This is a genomic window from Klebsiella huaxiensis (genome assembly GCF_003261575.2).
Classification (GTDB): Bacteria; Pseudomonadota; Gammaproteobacteria; order Enterobacterales; family Enterobacteriaceae; genus Klebsiella; species Klebsiella huaxiensis.
Genome location: NZ_CP036175.1, coordinates 437,838 through 453,445, shown reverse-complemented (window position 1 = coordinate 453,445; position 15,608 = coordinate 437,838). Strand labels below are relative to the sequence as shown.

Sequence of the window (15,608 nt, the reverse complement as noted above, 5' to 3'; positions counted from 1 at the left end):
GCGTTGGCTCCTGGTTACAGCAAGCGCTGATAAAGTTCGCGGTAAGAATTTGCGGCAACCTGCCAGCTAAAATCCATATTCATCGCCTGACGCTGAACGTAGCGCCAGAGCGACGGGCGCGACCACAGAACGAATGTGCGTCGAATAGCCCTCAGTAACGACACGGCATTACTGTCTTCAAAAACAAACCCGGTGGCGAGACCGTCAGCAAGGTTTTCCAGCGAGCAGTCGGAAACGGTATCCGCCAGACCACCCGTACGCCGAACCAGCGGCAGCGTGCCGTACTTAAGGCCGTACAGCTGAGTTAGACCGCAAGGCTCAAAGCGGCTCGGTACCAGAATCACATCCGCGCCGCCCATAATGCGATGCGAGAAGGCTTCATGGTAACCAATCTGCACGCCAACTTTGCCAGGATGCTCAGCAGCGGCAGCAAGGAATCCCTCCTGCAGCACTGGATCTCCGGCCCCCAGTAGCGCCAGTTGGCCTCCCTGCTCAAGCAGACCCGGCAGCGCTTCCAGCACCAGGTCCAGCCCTTTCTGGCTGGTCAGTCGGCTGACAACAGCAAACAGCGGCGCTTTGTCATCCACCTTCAGCCCCATGGCGATTTGCAGCTGACGCTTATTCTCGGCCTTCTCTTCCAGACGATCGCGGTCATAGCGTGTGGCCAGCAGCAGATCGTTTTGCGGATTCCAGATTTTATCGTCAACACCGTTGAGGATCCCCGACAGACGACCCTCATGCTGACGCTGGCGCAGCAAACCTTCCATTCCGTAGGCAAACTGCGGCTCGGTAATTTCGCGGGCATAGGTCGGGCTGACCGCCGTAATGTGGTCGGCGTAATAAAGACCCGCTTTCAGGAAGGAGATCTGACCGTTAAATTCCAGACCATGAACGTTATAGAACGCCCACGGCAGCTCAATGTCATTCATATGCCATGAGTAGAACATGCCCTGGTAGGCCAGGTTATGTACCGTAAAGACCGACTTAGCCGGATGGCCGCGCGCCGCCAGGTAGGCAGGCGTCAGGCCCGCATGCCAGTCGTGGGCATGGACGACATCAGGACGCCAGAATGGGTCCAGGCCGCAGGCCATCTCGCTGCCTACCCAGCCCAGCAGCGCAAAGCGCTGCACGTTATCGGTATAAGCATGCTGATGGGTATCGTGGTAAGGGCTCCCTGGGCGATCGTAGAGATGTGGGGCATCAATCAAATAGATGCCCACGCCGTCAAAATGCCCGAACAGCAGCGTAACAGGACCGGCAAAGGTCTCCCGGCGAGTCACTACCTGCGCATCGGTGATACCGCGGCGGATATCAGGGAACGCGGGCAGCAGCACGCGGGTATCGATGCCCTGTGCAATTTGCGCCGCAGGCAGCGCGCCGATCACATCCGCCAGTCCACCGGTTTTTAACAGCGGGAACATCTCCGAACATACATGTAATACCTGCATTAGCGCTCCTGTGGGTACCCCAATTTCCGCAGCATGTCGCGGGTGACCAGCACTATACCTTCTTCCGAGCGGTAGAAACGACGTGCATCCTCTTCCGCATTTTCACCGACAACCATACCTTCTGGGATCACGCAGGCGCGGTCAATAATGCAGCGACGCAGGCGGCACGAACGGCCAACCCAAACCTCTGGCAACAAGACTGCCGAATCAATGTTACAGAATGAATTCACCCGCACGCGCGGGAACAGCACCGACTGAACAACCACGGAGCCGGAGATAATGCAGCCGCCGGATACTAGTGAATTCAGCGTCATCCCATGACTGCCTGAACGGTCCTGAACGAATTTTGCTGGCGGCAAAGGTTCCATATGGGTGCGAATAGGCCAGTTCTGATCGTACATATCCAGTTCCGGTGTCACCGAAGCGAGATCAAGGTTGGCTTTCCAGTACGCTTCAAGGGTACCGACATCGCGCCAGTACGGCTCAGACTGCGGGTCTGACTGCACGCAGGAGAGCGGGAAAGGATGTGCATAAGCCATGCCAGCTTTGGTTATCTTTGGAATGATGTCTTTACCAAAGTCGTGACTGGAATTTTCATCGCCATCATCTTCTTCCAGCAGCTCATAAAGGTAATCCGCATCAAAGATATAGATGCCCATGCTCGCCAACGATTTGCTCGCATCCCCCGGCATCGCCGGTGGGTTAGCCGGTTTTTCGACGAAATCGATAATCTTCTCGCTTTCGTCAACCGCCATCACGCCAAACGCCGGTGCTTCTTCAATGGGCACAGGCATACAGGCCACGGTGCAACGCGCCCCTTTTTCGACATGGTCGATCAGCATGCGCGAGTAGTCTTGCTTGTAAATATGGTCGCCCGCGAGGATCACCACATACTCCGCCTTATAGCGGCGGATGATGTCGAGGTTCTGCGTCACCGCATCCGCCGTGCCACGATACCAGTTTTCACCCTGCATCCTTTGCTGGGCGGGCAGCAGGTCGACAAATTCGTTCATCTCTTCATTGAAAAACGACCAGCCGCGCTGGATATGCTGCACCAGAGTATGTGATTGATACTGGGTGATGACGCCGATACGGCGAATACCTGAGTTAATACAGTTAGATAACGCAAAATCGATAATACGGAACTTACCACCGAAATGGACAGCAGGTTTCGCACGTTTATTGGTTAAATCCTTCAGACGGGTACCACGTCCCCCGGCAAGGATCAGCGCAACTGATTTGATCGGCAACTGACGTGCCAGCATCAACGGATCGTTCTTTTCTACCCCAACCATAATTAACTCCTTTTTTACTCCCCAGCTTGCCTGCCCTTCTCGCCGCGCCGCCGCTTCGAGACCAACCGGAAGCCTCGAGGTTTACGACCTTTGAAATACGCACACTCCGTGCGCGGGCCCATGCCAGACAGCCATAATGACCGGATTATCCTCTCCGGCGAAAGGTGGAATGGCACGCCATTCCCCCGCGGGTAAAACCATCTCCGCCACCTCAGGGGTCGCATTGAGCGTTATCAACCAGCGATCGGACAATATGATCTGCATGCGCGGTGCACCATGCTGCCATTCATCGGCAGACAGCGGTTGCGCATTCTGGTTTAACCAACGAACACTGCCGTCACCCTCCTGCCACCAACGATTAGCGGTTAATGCCGCAATACGCTGGCGCAGATGAATCAGCGCGGCAGTGAACGCGGTCAGCCCGCGGTTCGTATGGTTCCAGTCCAGCCAGGTCAACGCATTGTCCTGACAATAAGCATTGTTGTTGCCATGCTGGCTGTGACCCTGTTCGTCACCCGCCAACAGCATCGGCGTTCCTTGCGCCAACAGCAGCGTCGCCAGGAGGGCGTGGACGCTGGCACGGCGCCGTTCAATCACAGCAAGATTCCCTTCTAATCCCTCTATACCATGATTGTTGCTGTAGTTATTGTTAGTCCCATCGCGATTCTCTTCGCCGTTTGCCTCATTATGTTTCTGATTGAAACAAACGCAGTCGCGAAGAGTAAAACCATCGTGCGCGGTGACCAAATTGATCGCCGCCGCAGGCTGCCGTCCATTGCGCTGAAAAACATCGCTGGAGGCAGCAAAACGCTGAGCGAAGTCGCCCAACGAGACATTTTGTTGTAACCAGAAACGACGCACGGTATCGCGGAAGTGGTCGTTCCATTCAGCAAACAGCGGCGGAAAATTACCGACCTGATAGCCGCCGGGGCCAATATCCCAAGGCTCAGCGATCAGCTTCACTTCCGCCAGACGCGGGTCGTTACGGATGGCCTCAAACAAAGGTGCATCCTGACGAAACTCCGGCGTGCGGCCCATGACTGACGCCAGGTCAAAACGAAAACCATCAACGTGACACTCATCCACCCAAAAACGCAGGCACTGACGGGCATACTCCACCACGCCCGGATGGCTGAGGTTGATGGTGTTCCCGCAGCCGGTCCAGTTGTGATAATCGCCGTCTTCTCTGATCCAATAATAGCTACGGTTATCAATTCCGCGCAGGGAGAAGGTCGGCCCCTCAAGGTCTATCTCAGCGCTATGGTTCAGCACCACGTCGAGAATCACTTCAATGCCCGCCGCATGCAGCGCTTTTACCGCATCGCGAAACTCATTGAGCGCATGTTCCGGCGCACTGGCGTAGCGCGTATCGATGGCGAAAATCGCCAATGGGTTATAGCCCCAGTAGTTGCTTAACCCCATCCGCTGGAGACGCGGCTCGCTGGCGAACTGCGCCACCGGCATTAACTCTAGTGCAGTAATACCCAGCGTGCGGAAGTAGTCGATCATCACCGGGTGACCCAAAGCCTTGTAAGTGCCGCGAATCGCCTCGGGTAGTTCAGGATGCAGGTACGTCAGCCCTTTGACGTGGGCTTCATAAAGGACCGTCTGACCCCACGGCGTGCGCGGCGGCTTATCACCGCGCCAGTCGTAATGCAGATCGACAACCCGCGATTTCGGCGCTATCGCTGCACTATCGCGGTTATCAGGGTCGCAATCGCCGCCATGAAGACGCTCATCATCAGGCAGCGCACCGTTCACTTGATGGCAGCAGGGATCGAGCAGCAGCTTTGCCGGGTTAAAGCGGTGCCCCTGCGCCGGGTCCCAGGGGCCATGGACGCGGTAGCCGTAACGCAACCCCGGCCCGACTTCAGCTAGCCAACCGTGCCAGATATCGCCACTGCGTGTGGGTAGGTCGACACGCCGTTCGTTGCCCTGCTCGTCGAACACACAGAGTTCCACCCGCTCCGCATGGGCGGAAAAGAGGGCGAAGTTCACTCCCTTACCGTCGTAGCTAGACCCCAACGGCGCGGGCTTGCCTGCCGTGAGTACGATCATTGTGCCTCCCGCACCAGCCAGACCGTCGCCAGCGGCGGCAGCGTGATCGAGAGAGAGTATTCACGACCGTGACTGGCAATCGCTTCGCTTTCAACAACCCCACAGTTACCTGTATTACTGCCGTGGTAATGCATGGAGTCAGTATTCAGCTCTTCGCGCCATTTCCCCGGCTGGTTGATACCAAAACGGTATTCATGACGCGGCACCGGGGTAAAGTTGCTGGCCACGATGATTTCATTACCAGCCTTGTCACGACGGACAAAAATAAATACCGAGCGCTCATGATCGTCGACCACCAGCCATTCGAAGCCGTAAGGGTCAAAATCCAACTCGTGTAATGCTTTATGGTGACGATAGGTATGGTTCAGGTCGCGCACCAGCCGCTGAACGCCGTGGTGCCAGTTATCTCCGCCTTCCAGCAAGTGCCAGTCGAGGCTTCCGTCGTGGTTCCACTCGCGCCCCTGAGCGAATTCATTGCCCATAAACAGCAGCTTTTTACCCGGGAAGGCAAACAGCCAGCCGTAGTAGGCACGCAGGTTGGCGAACTTCTGCCAGGCGTCACCCGGCATACGGTCAAGAATCGATTTTTTACCGTGCACCACTTCGTCGTGGGAGAGCGGTAACACAAAGTTCTCGGTGTAGTTATAGAGCATGCCGAAAGTCATCTTGTCGTGATGATGGCGACGATGCACCGGATCTAACTTCATGTAATCGAGAGTGTCGTGCATCCAGCCAAGGTTCCACTTAAACCAAAAACCCAGACCACCATCAGATGAAGGACGAGATACGCCAGCAAAATCGGTCGATTCTTCCGCCATCGTCACCGCGCCCGGCGTTTGTTCGCCCAGGACCCGGTTGGTATTACGCAGGAACTCAATAGCTTCAAGATTTTCCCGGCCGCCGAATTCGTTCGGCACCCACTCGCCCTCTTTGCGGCTGTAGTCGCGATAAATCATCGATGCCACCGCATCGACCCTCAGCGCATCAATGCCAAAGCGCTCAATCCAGTACAGCGCATTGCCGACCAGGAAATTGCTGACCTCACGGCGACCGTAGTTGTAAATCAGCGTGTTCCAGTCCTGATGATAGCCTTCGCGCGGATCGCTATGTTCATACAACGAGGTGCCGTCAAACGACGCAAGGGCAAAATCGTCCGATGGGAAATGACCCGGCACCCAGTCAAGGATAACGTTAAGGCCAGCAGCATGTGCGGCATTGATAAAGTAGCGGAAATCTTCCCGGGTACCGAAACGGCGGGTTGGCGCATATAGCCCGGTTGGCTGATAGCCCCAGCTACCGTCAAACGGATGTTCATTAACCGGCAGCAGCTCCAGATGGGTAAAGCCCATCCATTTGGCATACGGCACCAGTTGATCGGCCAGCTCACGATAGCTCAGCCAGAAATTGTTATCGGTATGGCGACGCCATGAGCCGAGATGAACTTCATAGATAGATATTGGCGCATCAAACCCGTTAGCCTGTTTACGCACCTGCGGCTGCTCAACTTTCTCCGGAAGCCCGCAGATAAGCGAAGCGCTGTCCGGGCGCATCTGCGCTTCAAAAGCGTAAGGGTCAGACTTCACCCGCAGCTTGCCGTGGGCATCAATAAGCTCGAATTTATACAGTTGGCCATTCACGGCTCCGGGAACGAACAGCTCCCAGATGCCGGACTCTTTGCGCAGACGCATCGGGTGGCGGCGGCCGTCCCAGTAGTTAAACTGGCCGACGACGGAGACCCGGCGAGCGTTCGGTGCCCAAACTGAAAAACGCGTCCCAACGACGCCGTCCATGGTATCGGCGTGCGCACCCAGCGTTTCATACGGACGCAGATGCGTGCCTTCCGACAGCAACCATACGTCCAGGTCCTGCAACAGTGGGCCGAAGCGGTAGGGGTCGTCGATCAGGTTTTGCTGGTCATGCCAGGTCACGGCCAACTGATAGCGAAAAGGATTTTTACGTCGCGGCAGAACGCCGCTAAAGAAACCGCGCGAGTCAAGGCATTCAAGCTTGCCGACTTTGCGTCCGGTTTTCGGTTCAATGACCCACACGTCGGTGGCGTCAGGTAATAATGCGCGAACTTCCAGCCCGGCTTCGGTGCAATGCATACCAAGTACGGAAAAAGGATCCGCAAAATGGCCAGCGATAAGCGCATTAATCACGTCCCTATCAATACGATTAGACATGGTTTCATCCTGTTGTAAGTGCCGCCTTTTCCTGCATCTGGCGACTTTTTTGACCTGAACGGCGCAGCACAATGTGCATCCTCCTGCTCCGTCCCACCTTCAGGTAAGGAGACATCATTGCCCCTTACTTAAAGCATAGCCAAGGCTGCGTTACCTCCGTTGGGAAAAATCAAACATCCGCGTTTACTCCTTGTATTACGCAAAAAAAAGGGGTGTTCTATCACCCCTTTTTGCTCATCCTGTTTTTTATGCCAGCTGTCGTAGCATGCGGCGTAGCGGTTCAGCTGCGCCCCACAAGAGCTGGTCACCGACGGTGAAGGCCGACAGATACTCAGGCCCCATATTCAGTTTACGCAGGCGACCCACCGGGGTGGTCAGGGTGCCGGTCACGGCAGCTGGGGTCAGCTCACGCATGGTAATGTCACGATCGTTCGGTACCACTTTGGCCCACGGATTGTGCGCAGCCAGTAGTTCCTCAACGGTCGGGATCGAAACATCTTTTTTCAGCTTGATGGTGAACGCCTGGCTGTGGCAACGCAGCGCGCCAACGCGAACGCACAGGCCGTCTACCGGAATCGCCGAAGCGGTCGCGAGGATTTTGTTGGTCTCCGCCTGGCCTTTCCACTCTTCGCGGCTCTGACCGTTATCCAGCTGTTTGTCGATCCAAGGGATCAGGCTGCCTGCCAGCGGTACGCCAAAGTTGTCCACCGCCAGCTCGCCGCTACGGGTCAACGACGTCACTTTACGTTCAATATCCAAAATGGCGGAAGCCGGATTCGCCAGCTCTGTCGCGACATGGCTATGCAGCTGACCCATCTGAGTCAGCAGCTCGCGCATATGCCGCGCGCCGCCGCCGGAAGCCGCCTGGTAAGTCGCCACGCTGACCCACTCAACCAGATCCTGAGCAAACAGGCCGCCAAGGGACATCAGCATCAGGCTGACGGTACAGTTACCACCAACAAAGGTCTTCACACCGTTGTTCAAGCCAGCGGTGATAACATCCTGGTTCACCGGGTCAAGAATGATAATCGCGTCATCTTTCATGCGCAGCGAAGAGGCCGCGTCAATCCAGTACCCCTGCCAGCCGCTTTCACGCAGCTTCGGGTAAATATCGTTGGTGTAATCGCCGCCCTGACACGTGACAATAATGTCCAGCGCCTTCAGTGCTTCCAGGTCAAACGCATCCTGAAGCGTGCCACCGGTACTGCCACCAAAAGATGGAGCAGGCTGCCCCAACTGGGAGGTGGAGAAAAAAACAGGGCGAATGGCGTCAAAGTCGCGCTCTTCAACCATGCGTTGCATGAGTACAGAGCCGACCATTCCGCGCCAGCCGATAAAACCAACATTTTTCATAACGTATTCCTGCGAGGTGTTTGCTGTTTGTTCCAGGCCAGTTTCCTACTGGTTAGTCCTTCACATTACAAAATGCAGCTAAAGTCGCAAGTGAAATTAATCAATGATTGCCAGACAATCAGTAACGCAACTAATTCTGCATTGCGGCAGCCGTCATTGGCACCCCGGAATACCCTAATGATTATCAGGGAATTTATATTGTGAAGGGAATATTTTCCGCCGCTATTTTATTGATCCTGATTATGGATTTCAGCAGAAATTCGGCTGTTTTAATCTTCCTGACAAAACCCGACAAACCCAGTGCTGACGCGGGTTGATGATATCTGTGACATTCGTCGTATTTCTCATGATAGAGATTTAGGTAGGGGGTAAAACGAAGGATTTCGAGTAAAAAAGTTTGGTGGGGAAATATGACCCGGCATCGCTTTGCTCAGCCGGGTCATATTTCTTACATTTAACTCAACAGCGTAAACGCAATCATACCGACAATTGCACCAACGGTGCCGAGGATAGTCTCCATCATCGTCCAGGTCTTCAGCGTTTGCGCTTCGGTTGCGCCGGTAAACTTCCCGAACAGCCAGAAGCCCGCGTCGTTGACATGGCTGACCACGATGGACCCCCCGGCGATACAGATAGAGAGTGCCGCCATCTGCGCGCCGCTGTAGTGCAGCTGTTCAATAACCGGCATCACCAGACCAACGGCCGTCAGGCAGGCAACGGTTGCAGAACCCTGGATAATACGCACCGCCGCCGCCAGCACGAAACAGGTGATCGCAATCGGCAGGCCCATGCCAGTCAGCGCTTCACCGAGCGCCGGCCCCACGCCGGAGTCAACCAGTACCTGTTTGAACACGCCGCCCGCGCCAATCACCAGCAGGATAATCCCCGCAGGCTGGAGTGCATGACCACAAATCTCCATGACGCGGTCTTTCGCCATCCCCTGACGTACCGCCAGGCCATAGATAGCCACCAGGCAGGCAACCAGAATCGCGGTAAACGGATGGCCGATAAACTCAAACCATTCGTAGGCCGTGGAACCTTCCGGCACAAAGCGTGCGGCGATAGTTTTCAGGCCAACCAGCACTAACGGCAGCAGAATCAGCGACAGACTAAAGCCGAATGACGGCATTTTGCCTTCACCAAGGTGCGGCTCGCTAATATCATCAGGGATGTGCAGCTCAACGTAGCGGCTGATGAAATTGCCCCACAGCGGCCCGGCAATAATCATCCCCGGAATTGCCGCGCACAGGCCAATCAGGATCATCCAGCCAAAGTCGGCGTGCATCTGCGATGCCAACAGCATCGGCGCAGGTCCCGGCAGCAGGAAAGCAGCCGCAGCGGCTACCCCAGCAAACAGCGGGATAACAAGTTTCACAAGGTTGGTGCCGGTATGGCGCGCCATCGAGAAGGCCACGCTAATCAACAGGACAATCGCGACTTCAAAAAACAGCGGCAGTGCGCAGATAAGCCCGGCCAGGCCAATCGCATAATGGGCGCGGCTGTGACCGAAAGATTTCAGCATCTTGACAGCAATCTGGTCGACCGCACCGGTTTCATGCAGGATCTTACCAAACATTGCCCCTAACGCGACGACAATGGCCAGAAAGCCCAGCGTGCCGCCCATGCCTTTTTCCATCGTCGCCGCGATTTTATCCAACGGCATTCCGGAAAAAAGACCTGCTCCAATAGAAACCACCATCAAAGCCACGAAGGCATGCATACGCGCCTTCATGACTAAAAACAGCAGCAGCAAAACGGAGCCGACTGCTGTTAAAACAAGCGTTAATGTACTCACTAGTTACTGCCTTTGTTGATCACCTCAATGGTGCTGGCGACCACGCCTTCCAATGACTGGTCGATATCTACGATTAAAACATCGCTTTCTTCTGTACCCGGTTCTTGCAGCGTTTCAAACTGCGTCACCAGCATCTGGGTTTTAAAAAAGTGGCCTTTGCGCGCCTTCAGGCGTTTTTCAATAACCTCGAAATCGCCTTTCAGGTAGATAAAGGAGAGGTTCGGGTTACCTTTACGCAGGATGTCGCGGTAGCTCTTTTTCAGCGCAGAACAGACAATCAGCGACACTTTGTTGGTACGCTGCATGGCGAATGCGGCATCGTTCAACGCCTGCAGCCACGGAGTGCGGTCGTCATCGTTTAACGGTTCGCCCGAAGCCATCTTGTTGATGTTGCTGCGCGGATGCAGAAAGTCGCCGTCGAGAAACGCGGCGTGCAGTTGATGCGCCACTTCGCTGGCGACAGCGGATTTACCGCTGCCGGAAACGCCCATCAGGACATAGATGTGGTGATCATGGTTAGTCGTGCTCAAAGCTTCCTCCCACTGGACATATACGCGCAGCCTGGCAGCTTTAAAAGGCATGAAATGCTCGCGTACAGATTAATTGTTACGGGTAACTGTTATCGGTAACATTGTCATGCCGGAGTTGTGGAGAAGCAATAACCATTCGTGCCAGATGTGAATATGTGTGATCTACTTCAAATTTGTCAGTTTAAATAGATCCACCCGGTGACAATGTGAAACCTAAATCTAACATCTTAGGCGTCACTACTTCACCGCGAATGCGTGCCAGCAGACGTTCAGCGCCAATACGCCCCATACGCTCACGCGGCGTGAGAACGCTGGCCAGACGCGGCTCCATCACCTGGCCGATATCATGACCGTGGAAACCGGCAATCGCCATATCATCAGGGATTTTCAGTCCCAGGCGCTGACACTCGAACGCCGCGCCAACCGCCAGGTCGTCGTTGGTGCAGAAGATACCGTCAAGCTGCGGATATTCGCGACGCGCCTGGCGCATCAGCTCAATTCCCGATGAAAAAGAGGAAGACTGCTCGACCATCACGCTGTAGGGCATCATCCCGGCATCAAGCATCGCCTGCTCATACCCCTTCTGTTTGATGATAGTACGTTCGTCGAGACGTGCGCCAAGATAGGCAACGTGGCGGTGCCCGTGATTGATGATCGCGGCGGTCATCTGCCGGGCCGCTTCGAAGTTATCAAAGCCGACGGCAATATCGAGGCACGGCGACTGGCTGTCCATCAGTTCGACAACCGGGATCCCGGCCACTTCAATCATTTTCAGCGTGCGCGGCGTATGGCTACGTTCGGTGAGGATCAGGCCATCGATGTTCCAGGAGAGCATCGATTCCAGGCGTTTTTCTTCCATTTCCGGCTTATAGCCGTAGTGCGCTAGCATGGTCTGATAACCAAAAGCGTCAGTAACGCTTTCAATACCACGCAACACTTCCGAAAAGACCTGGTTAGTTAACGAGGGCAGCAGGACGCCAATAGCGCGACTGGTGGCATTAGAGAGGATGTCAGGGGCGCGATTTGGAATATAACCCAGTTCATCGAGAGCAACGGCTATCTTGCCACGCAGCGCCTCGGAAACCTGTTCCGGGTTACGTAGATAGCGACTGACCGTCATTTTGGTCACGCCGACAAGATCGGCTACATCCTGAAGTACGGGTCTTTTCTTTTTCATCGTCCTGACTGTGATAAATGGGAAACATTTTCCCAGTTTATCACGGACAAAGCGCAACCTTCCCGGAGAAAAGAGGGCTGACAGATTTATTTAGAGTTGGTACGCAAAATCATTCAAGTTGCATTGAGGCGGCAACGCAATGAATCCCCGGAAGCGTACAAGGGGTACGCACCCGGGGTGAGTGAGGAGAGCCAACAAAAATGCGGCTTGAAGGATGACGCGTATCATACCGGCGGCAGATCGAACAGCAGTATCTCGCTATCGCTATCGGCGTGTACGGAAATCGCCTGCTCATCCCAAATCGCCAGACCATCGCTGGTAGTCGCTTTGGTGCCATTGATGGTGACTTCACCTTTTACCACCTGGATCCATACGCGACGTTCGGCGGCAATCTGATGCACCGACTGCTCATCTTTCAGCAGCGCCCAGCGGTACAGCTCCATATCCTGAAACACTTTCAGCGAGCCATCACGTGCATCCGGTGACAACACCAGTTGCTTGCCCTGCGCGGCGTCAAAGCGGCGCTGCTCGTAGCGCGGGGTGATGCCATTTTTTTCCGGCATAATCCAGATCTGGTACAGATGCAGTTTTTCCGTGTCGCTCGGGTTGTACTCAGAGTGACGGATCCCGGTACCTGCGCTCATAATCTGGAACTCACCCGCCGGAACCTGCTCTTTGTTACCCATGCTGTCCTGGTGCTCAACCGCGCCTTCCAGCACATAGGTCAGGATTTCCATATCTTTGTGCGGATGGGTACCGAAGCCCTGGCCTGCGTCAATCACGTCATCATTGATAACCCGCAGCGCCGAGAAGCCCATAAAGTTCGGGTCGTAATAGTTAGCGAAAGAGAAAGTATGCCAGGAATCCAGCCAGCCGTGGTTAGCGTGACCGCGTTCGTTAGCTTTGCGTAAAAAGATCATGTTGCACCCCCGTATGTTTTCGATGGAGTAAGTGTGGACCCAATCCCCGAACGATCATAGAGGGTGAAAATTGACTCCTCTGTTCAAAAAATATGAACGAGTACAGAGGAGCCATTGTGGCTTATCTGGCGAGGGTTATGGTGGCAGGAGATGGCTGTTCGAAGCCGCGTTCAAGGATCTCCATATTGGTGAGAGCTTCAGATTCCTTGACGAAATTTGGCTGGCCGTTAACGATTGTGTCATACAGCGAATCATAGACGCGGCCATAGTCGCCGATTTCAACCGGGATCTCTTCCCGCACGGTCTCACCCGCCTCGTTGACGTACTCCAGCAGACCGAACGTATCGTCCGCGCCGAATCCCGGCTCGCCCGGCGTGATATTGGCCTTCAGGCTGGTTTCCTGCTGGTCGATACCGTATTTAATAAACGAGCCTTTATACCCATGAACAATGAACTTTGGATAGGCCAGCTTCACCAGATGGCTGGTTTTAACAATCGCTTTCAGATTGCCGTAGAACAACTGAGCCTCAAAAGTATCATCCGGATTGGCTTTGTTGCGCAGGCTACGAATGTCGTAAGAGACATGATCCGGGCGGCCAAACAGGGAGATAATTTGGTCCATGGTATGGACGCCCAGGCCATAGAACGCACCGTCCTGCGGTAATCCAGGCTTACCGCCGTCCACCGGGCGATAGTTGTCGAAGTGGCTTTCAATCTCGACAATTTCACCGAGTTTTCCACTCTCGATAACCTTTTTGGTGGTCAGGAAGCAGGAGTCAAAGCGGCGATTCTGGTAAGGCGTGACCGTCAACCCTTTGCTTTTCGCCAGCGCAAATAGCGCTTTCGCCTCGTCCAGTGTTGGGGTGAAAGGCTTTTCGACCAGCACGTTTTTGCCCGCCTCCAGCGCCCGTTTCGCATACTCAAAGTGGCTGTCCGCATGGGTACAGACGATCACCAGTTTCACCTGCGGGTCGTTGAGCACTTCGTCAAGGTCACTCGTGAAGTGAATATGCGAATACTGTGGCGCCTGCTCTTCCGGCTTTGCGCTGCGGCGGAAGATATGCGCCACATGCCAGCGGTCTTTACGGTGCAGTACATAGGGAAGATGGTAGCGGGTGGTGCTTTTGCCAAATCCAATAAATGCGCAGTGCAAAGTCATAACGCTGTCCTTAGTTAAGGTCTCTGCTATTAACCATAGCGCAAGCCGGCTGCGAACTTAACCCCTTCAATTAAAGTAGCAAATTCTTAAATGTTAAATTTATCGTTCAAATTCATTGACCCCACAGATTAAATTACGGATAAGAGGAATTCTCGGGAAAAGAACATTTTTTATCCAGAACGTTCGCGGGCATGACGCCACTCGCGCTCACCCTTTCCCAAATACGATGACTAAAGGAGTAGCCATCTCATTCTCATGGAAAGCAAGTATATCGCCTTAAACAGCGCCCTTCTCTTCTGGCTGCTTGGCCTGATGGCCTGGTGCTTTGAGTCTACGTACATAGCCTTACTATCAGGTTCTTTCTCCCTGTCATCCTTCGTTTTTCATTTTCAATACCATCGGGTTAACCATATGTTTAAAAAGAATAAAAATACTGAAGCTACGCCACCAGCTGTAAGTACGCCAGCCCCCGTCACTCCTCCCCCGCAAACCGTGATAAAAAAGCCTGCCGCCACGATTATCGCCAGCGGCATCCGCTTTGAAGGAAATATCATTGCAGAAGGAGATGTTGATATTTACGGTACCGTAAATGGCAATATCGACGCTAAAGACAGCCAAATTAAGATTATGACCGGTGGCCTGGTTGAGGGGAATATCCTCTGTCGAGAGCTGATTATTGACGGCGGCGTCATCGGTCAGTGCAACAGCGACACCATCGAAATCGACAAGAACGGCAAAATCACCGGCACGTTAGCCTACCGCACGCTGGCTATCAAAAAAGGCGGCGTATTTTCCGGCCAGGCGGAAGTGCTACCACCAGTGGCAGAAAAGAGCAATGTCGTGGGGTTTAACGCTGATACTACTGTGGAAATCAAAGACAAAGTTGAGATGCAAAGCGCAGAGGTTGCACAGTAGCCCTCTTCCGGGAGTGAGCTGAAAAAAGTGTAAAAAAAAGCCAGCACCCGGCTGGCTAAAGTAATACTGGAAGCAATGTGAGCAATGTCGTGCTTTCAGGCTTTCCGCAAGGGTCTCCCTGAATGCAGGACAATAATAATCATTCTCATTCGCACTTGTCTACCCTTTTTTGCAAAAAATAGTCGTTGACGCATTTTTTAAAGTCAGTGATGTTTAAAGGGACTTTTAGCCAACTAAGGAAATGAAGAATGAGTGACATAGTGATACGCCATGCCGAGCCACGCGATGCTGAACCTTTACGCCAGCTGACTTCGTATCCGGAGGTCTATCACGACACGTTACAGCTACCTCATCCTTCTATGGAAATGTGGCAGGAGCGCCTGCTTCCGAAACCCGGTAGCCGTCATCTGGTCGCCACCATCGACGAACAGGTTGTCGGACACCTCAAGCTGAGCGTCGAGCCTAATCCTCGTCGCAGCCACGTGGCGACCTTCGGCGTTAGCGTTGCGTCGCAGGCACACGGTCGCGGCGTTGGCAGCGCGCTGATGCGTGAAATGATTAATCTGTGTGATAACTGGCTACGCGTCGAACGCATTGAGTTAACCGTATTTACAGATAATCCATCCGCTATGGCGCTTTATCGCAAATTTGGCTTTATTGTGGAAGGAACCGGCAAGAGATACGCCCTACGCAACGGCGAGTATGTGGATGCGTACTTTATGGCGCGATTAAAGGGGTGACCCTCACCCTAAAAGGAGAGGGGACCGTTTCGAGC

The 15,608-nt window shown here is 54.2% G+C and carries 12 protein-coding genes; 2 read left to right on the top strand and 10 right to left on the bottom strand.

The window, feature by feature from the left end; translation table 11 throughout:
• Positions 1 to 14 precede the first annotated feature (14 nt).
• From glgA to DA718_RS02040, 10 genes are all read right to left on the bottom strand, one after another.
• A complete protein-coding gene (gene glgA, locus DA718_RS02090) occupies positions 15 to 1,448 on the bottom strand; it encodes a glycogen synthase GlgA (protein ID WP_112214797.1) in 1,434 nt (477 codons plus the stop codon).
• Entirely contained in the window at positions 1,448 to 2,743 is a 1,296-nt protein-coding gene (glgC, locus tag DA718_RS02085; protein ID WP_112214798.1) for a glucose-1-phosphate adenylyltransferase, read from the bottom strand. Before glgC ends, glgA begins: the two co-directional genes overlap by 1 nt.
• Positions 2,744 to 2,824: 81 nt before the next feature.
• Positions 2,825 to 4,801 carry a glycogen debranching protein GlgX gene (gene glgX / locus DA718_RS02080; RefSeq protein ID WP_112214799.1) on the bottom strand — a complete coding sequence of 659 codons (1,977 nt, stop codon included), beginning with the start codon at positions 4,799 to 4,801 and terminating at the stop codon, positions 2,825 to 2,827.
• The gene (glgB, locus tag DA718_RS02075) at positions 4,798 to 6,984 is read right to left on the bottom strand and encodes a 1,4-alpha-glucan branching enzyme (protein ID WP_112214800.1); all 2,187 of its coding nucleotides are present in this window, start codon (positions 6,982 to 6,984) and stop codon (positions 4,798 to 4,800) included. Before glgB ends, glgX begins: the two co-directional genes overlap by 4 nt.
• A 246-nt stretch (positions 6,985 to 7,230) precedes the next feature.
• Positions 7,231 to 8,337, bottom strand: a complete 1,107-nt coding sequence (asd, locus tag DA718_RS02070; protein ID WP_112214801.1) for an aspartate-semialdehyde dehydrogenase — start codon at positions 8,335 to 8,337, stop codon at positions 7,231 to 7,233.
• Positions 8,338 to 8,791: 454 nt separating this feature from the next.
• A complete protein-coding gene (gene gntU, locus DA718_RS02060) occupies positions 8,792 to 10,132 on the bottom strand; it encodes a gluconate transporter (protein WP_004854994.1) in 1,341 nt (446 codons plus the stop codon).
• A complete protein-coding gene (gene gntK, locus DA718_RS02055) occupies positions 10,132 to 10,662 on the bottom strand; it encodes a gluconokinase (protein ID WP_110275063.1) in 531 nt (176 codons plus the stop codon). Before gntK ends, gntU begins: the two co-directional genes overlap by 1 nt.
• A gap of 181 nt (positions 10,663 to 10,843) precedes the next feature.
• Positions 10,844 to 11,839: a gluconate operon transcriptional repressor GntR gene (gene gntR, locus DA718_RS02050; RefSeq protein ID WP_110274923.1), complete on the bottom strand. Its 996-nt coding sequence runs from the start codon at positions 11,837 to 11,839 to the stop codon at positions 10,844 to 10,846.
• A gap of 224 nt (positions 11,840 to 12,063) precedes the next feature.
• Positions 12,064 to 12,759 carry a quercetin 2,3-dioxygenase gene (gene yhhW / locus DA718_RS02045; RefSeq protein WP_112214802.1) on the bottom strand — a complete coding sequence of 232 codons (696 nt, stop codon included), beginning with the start codon at positions 12,757 to 12,759 and terminating at the stop codon, positions 12,064 to 12,066.
• Between the two features lie 121 nt (positions 12,760 to 12,880).
• Positions 12,881 to 13,918, bottom strand: a complete 1,038-nt coding sequence (locus DA718_RS02040; protein ID WP_112214803.1) for an oxidoreductase — start codon at positions 13,916 to 13,918, stop codon at positions 12,881 to 12,883.
• Positions 13,919 to 14,173: 255 nt separating this feature from the next.
• On the opposite strand from DA718_RS02040, the gene DA718_RS02035 reads away from it, so the two are divergent.
• Positions 14,174 to 14,833 (top strand): bactofilin family protein, encoded by a 660-nt coding sequence (locus DA718_RS02035; protein ID WP_112214804.1) that lies wholly within the window; start codon positions 14,174 to 14,176, stop codon positions 14,831 to 14,833.
• Between the two features lie 248 nt (positions 14,834 to 15,081).
• The gene (gene yhhY / locus DA718_RS02030) at positions 15,082 to 15,573 is read left to right on the top strand and encodes an N-acetyltransferase (protein ID WP_112214805.1); all 492 of its coding nucleotides are present in this window, start codon (positions 15,082 to 15,084) and stop codon (positions 15,571 to 15,573) included.
• The last annotated feature ends 35 nt before the right edge of the window (positions 15,574 to 15,608 follow it).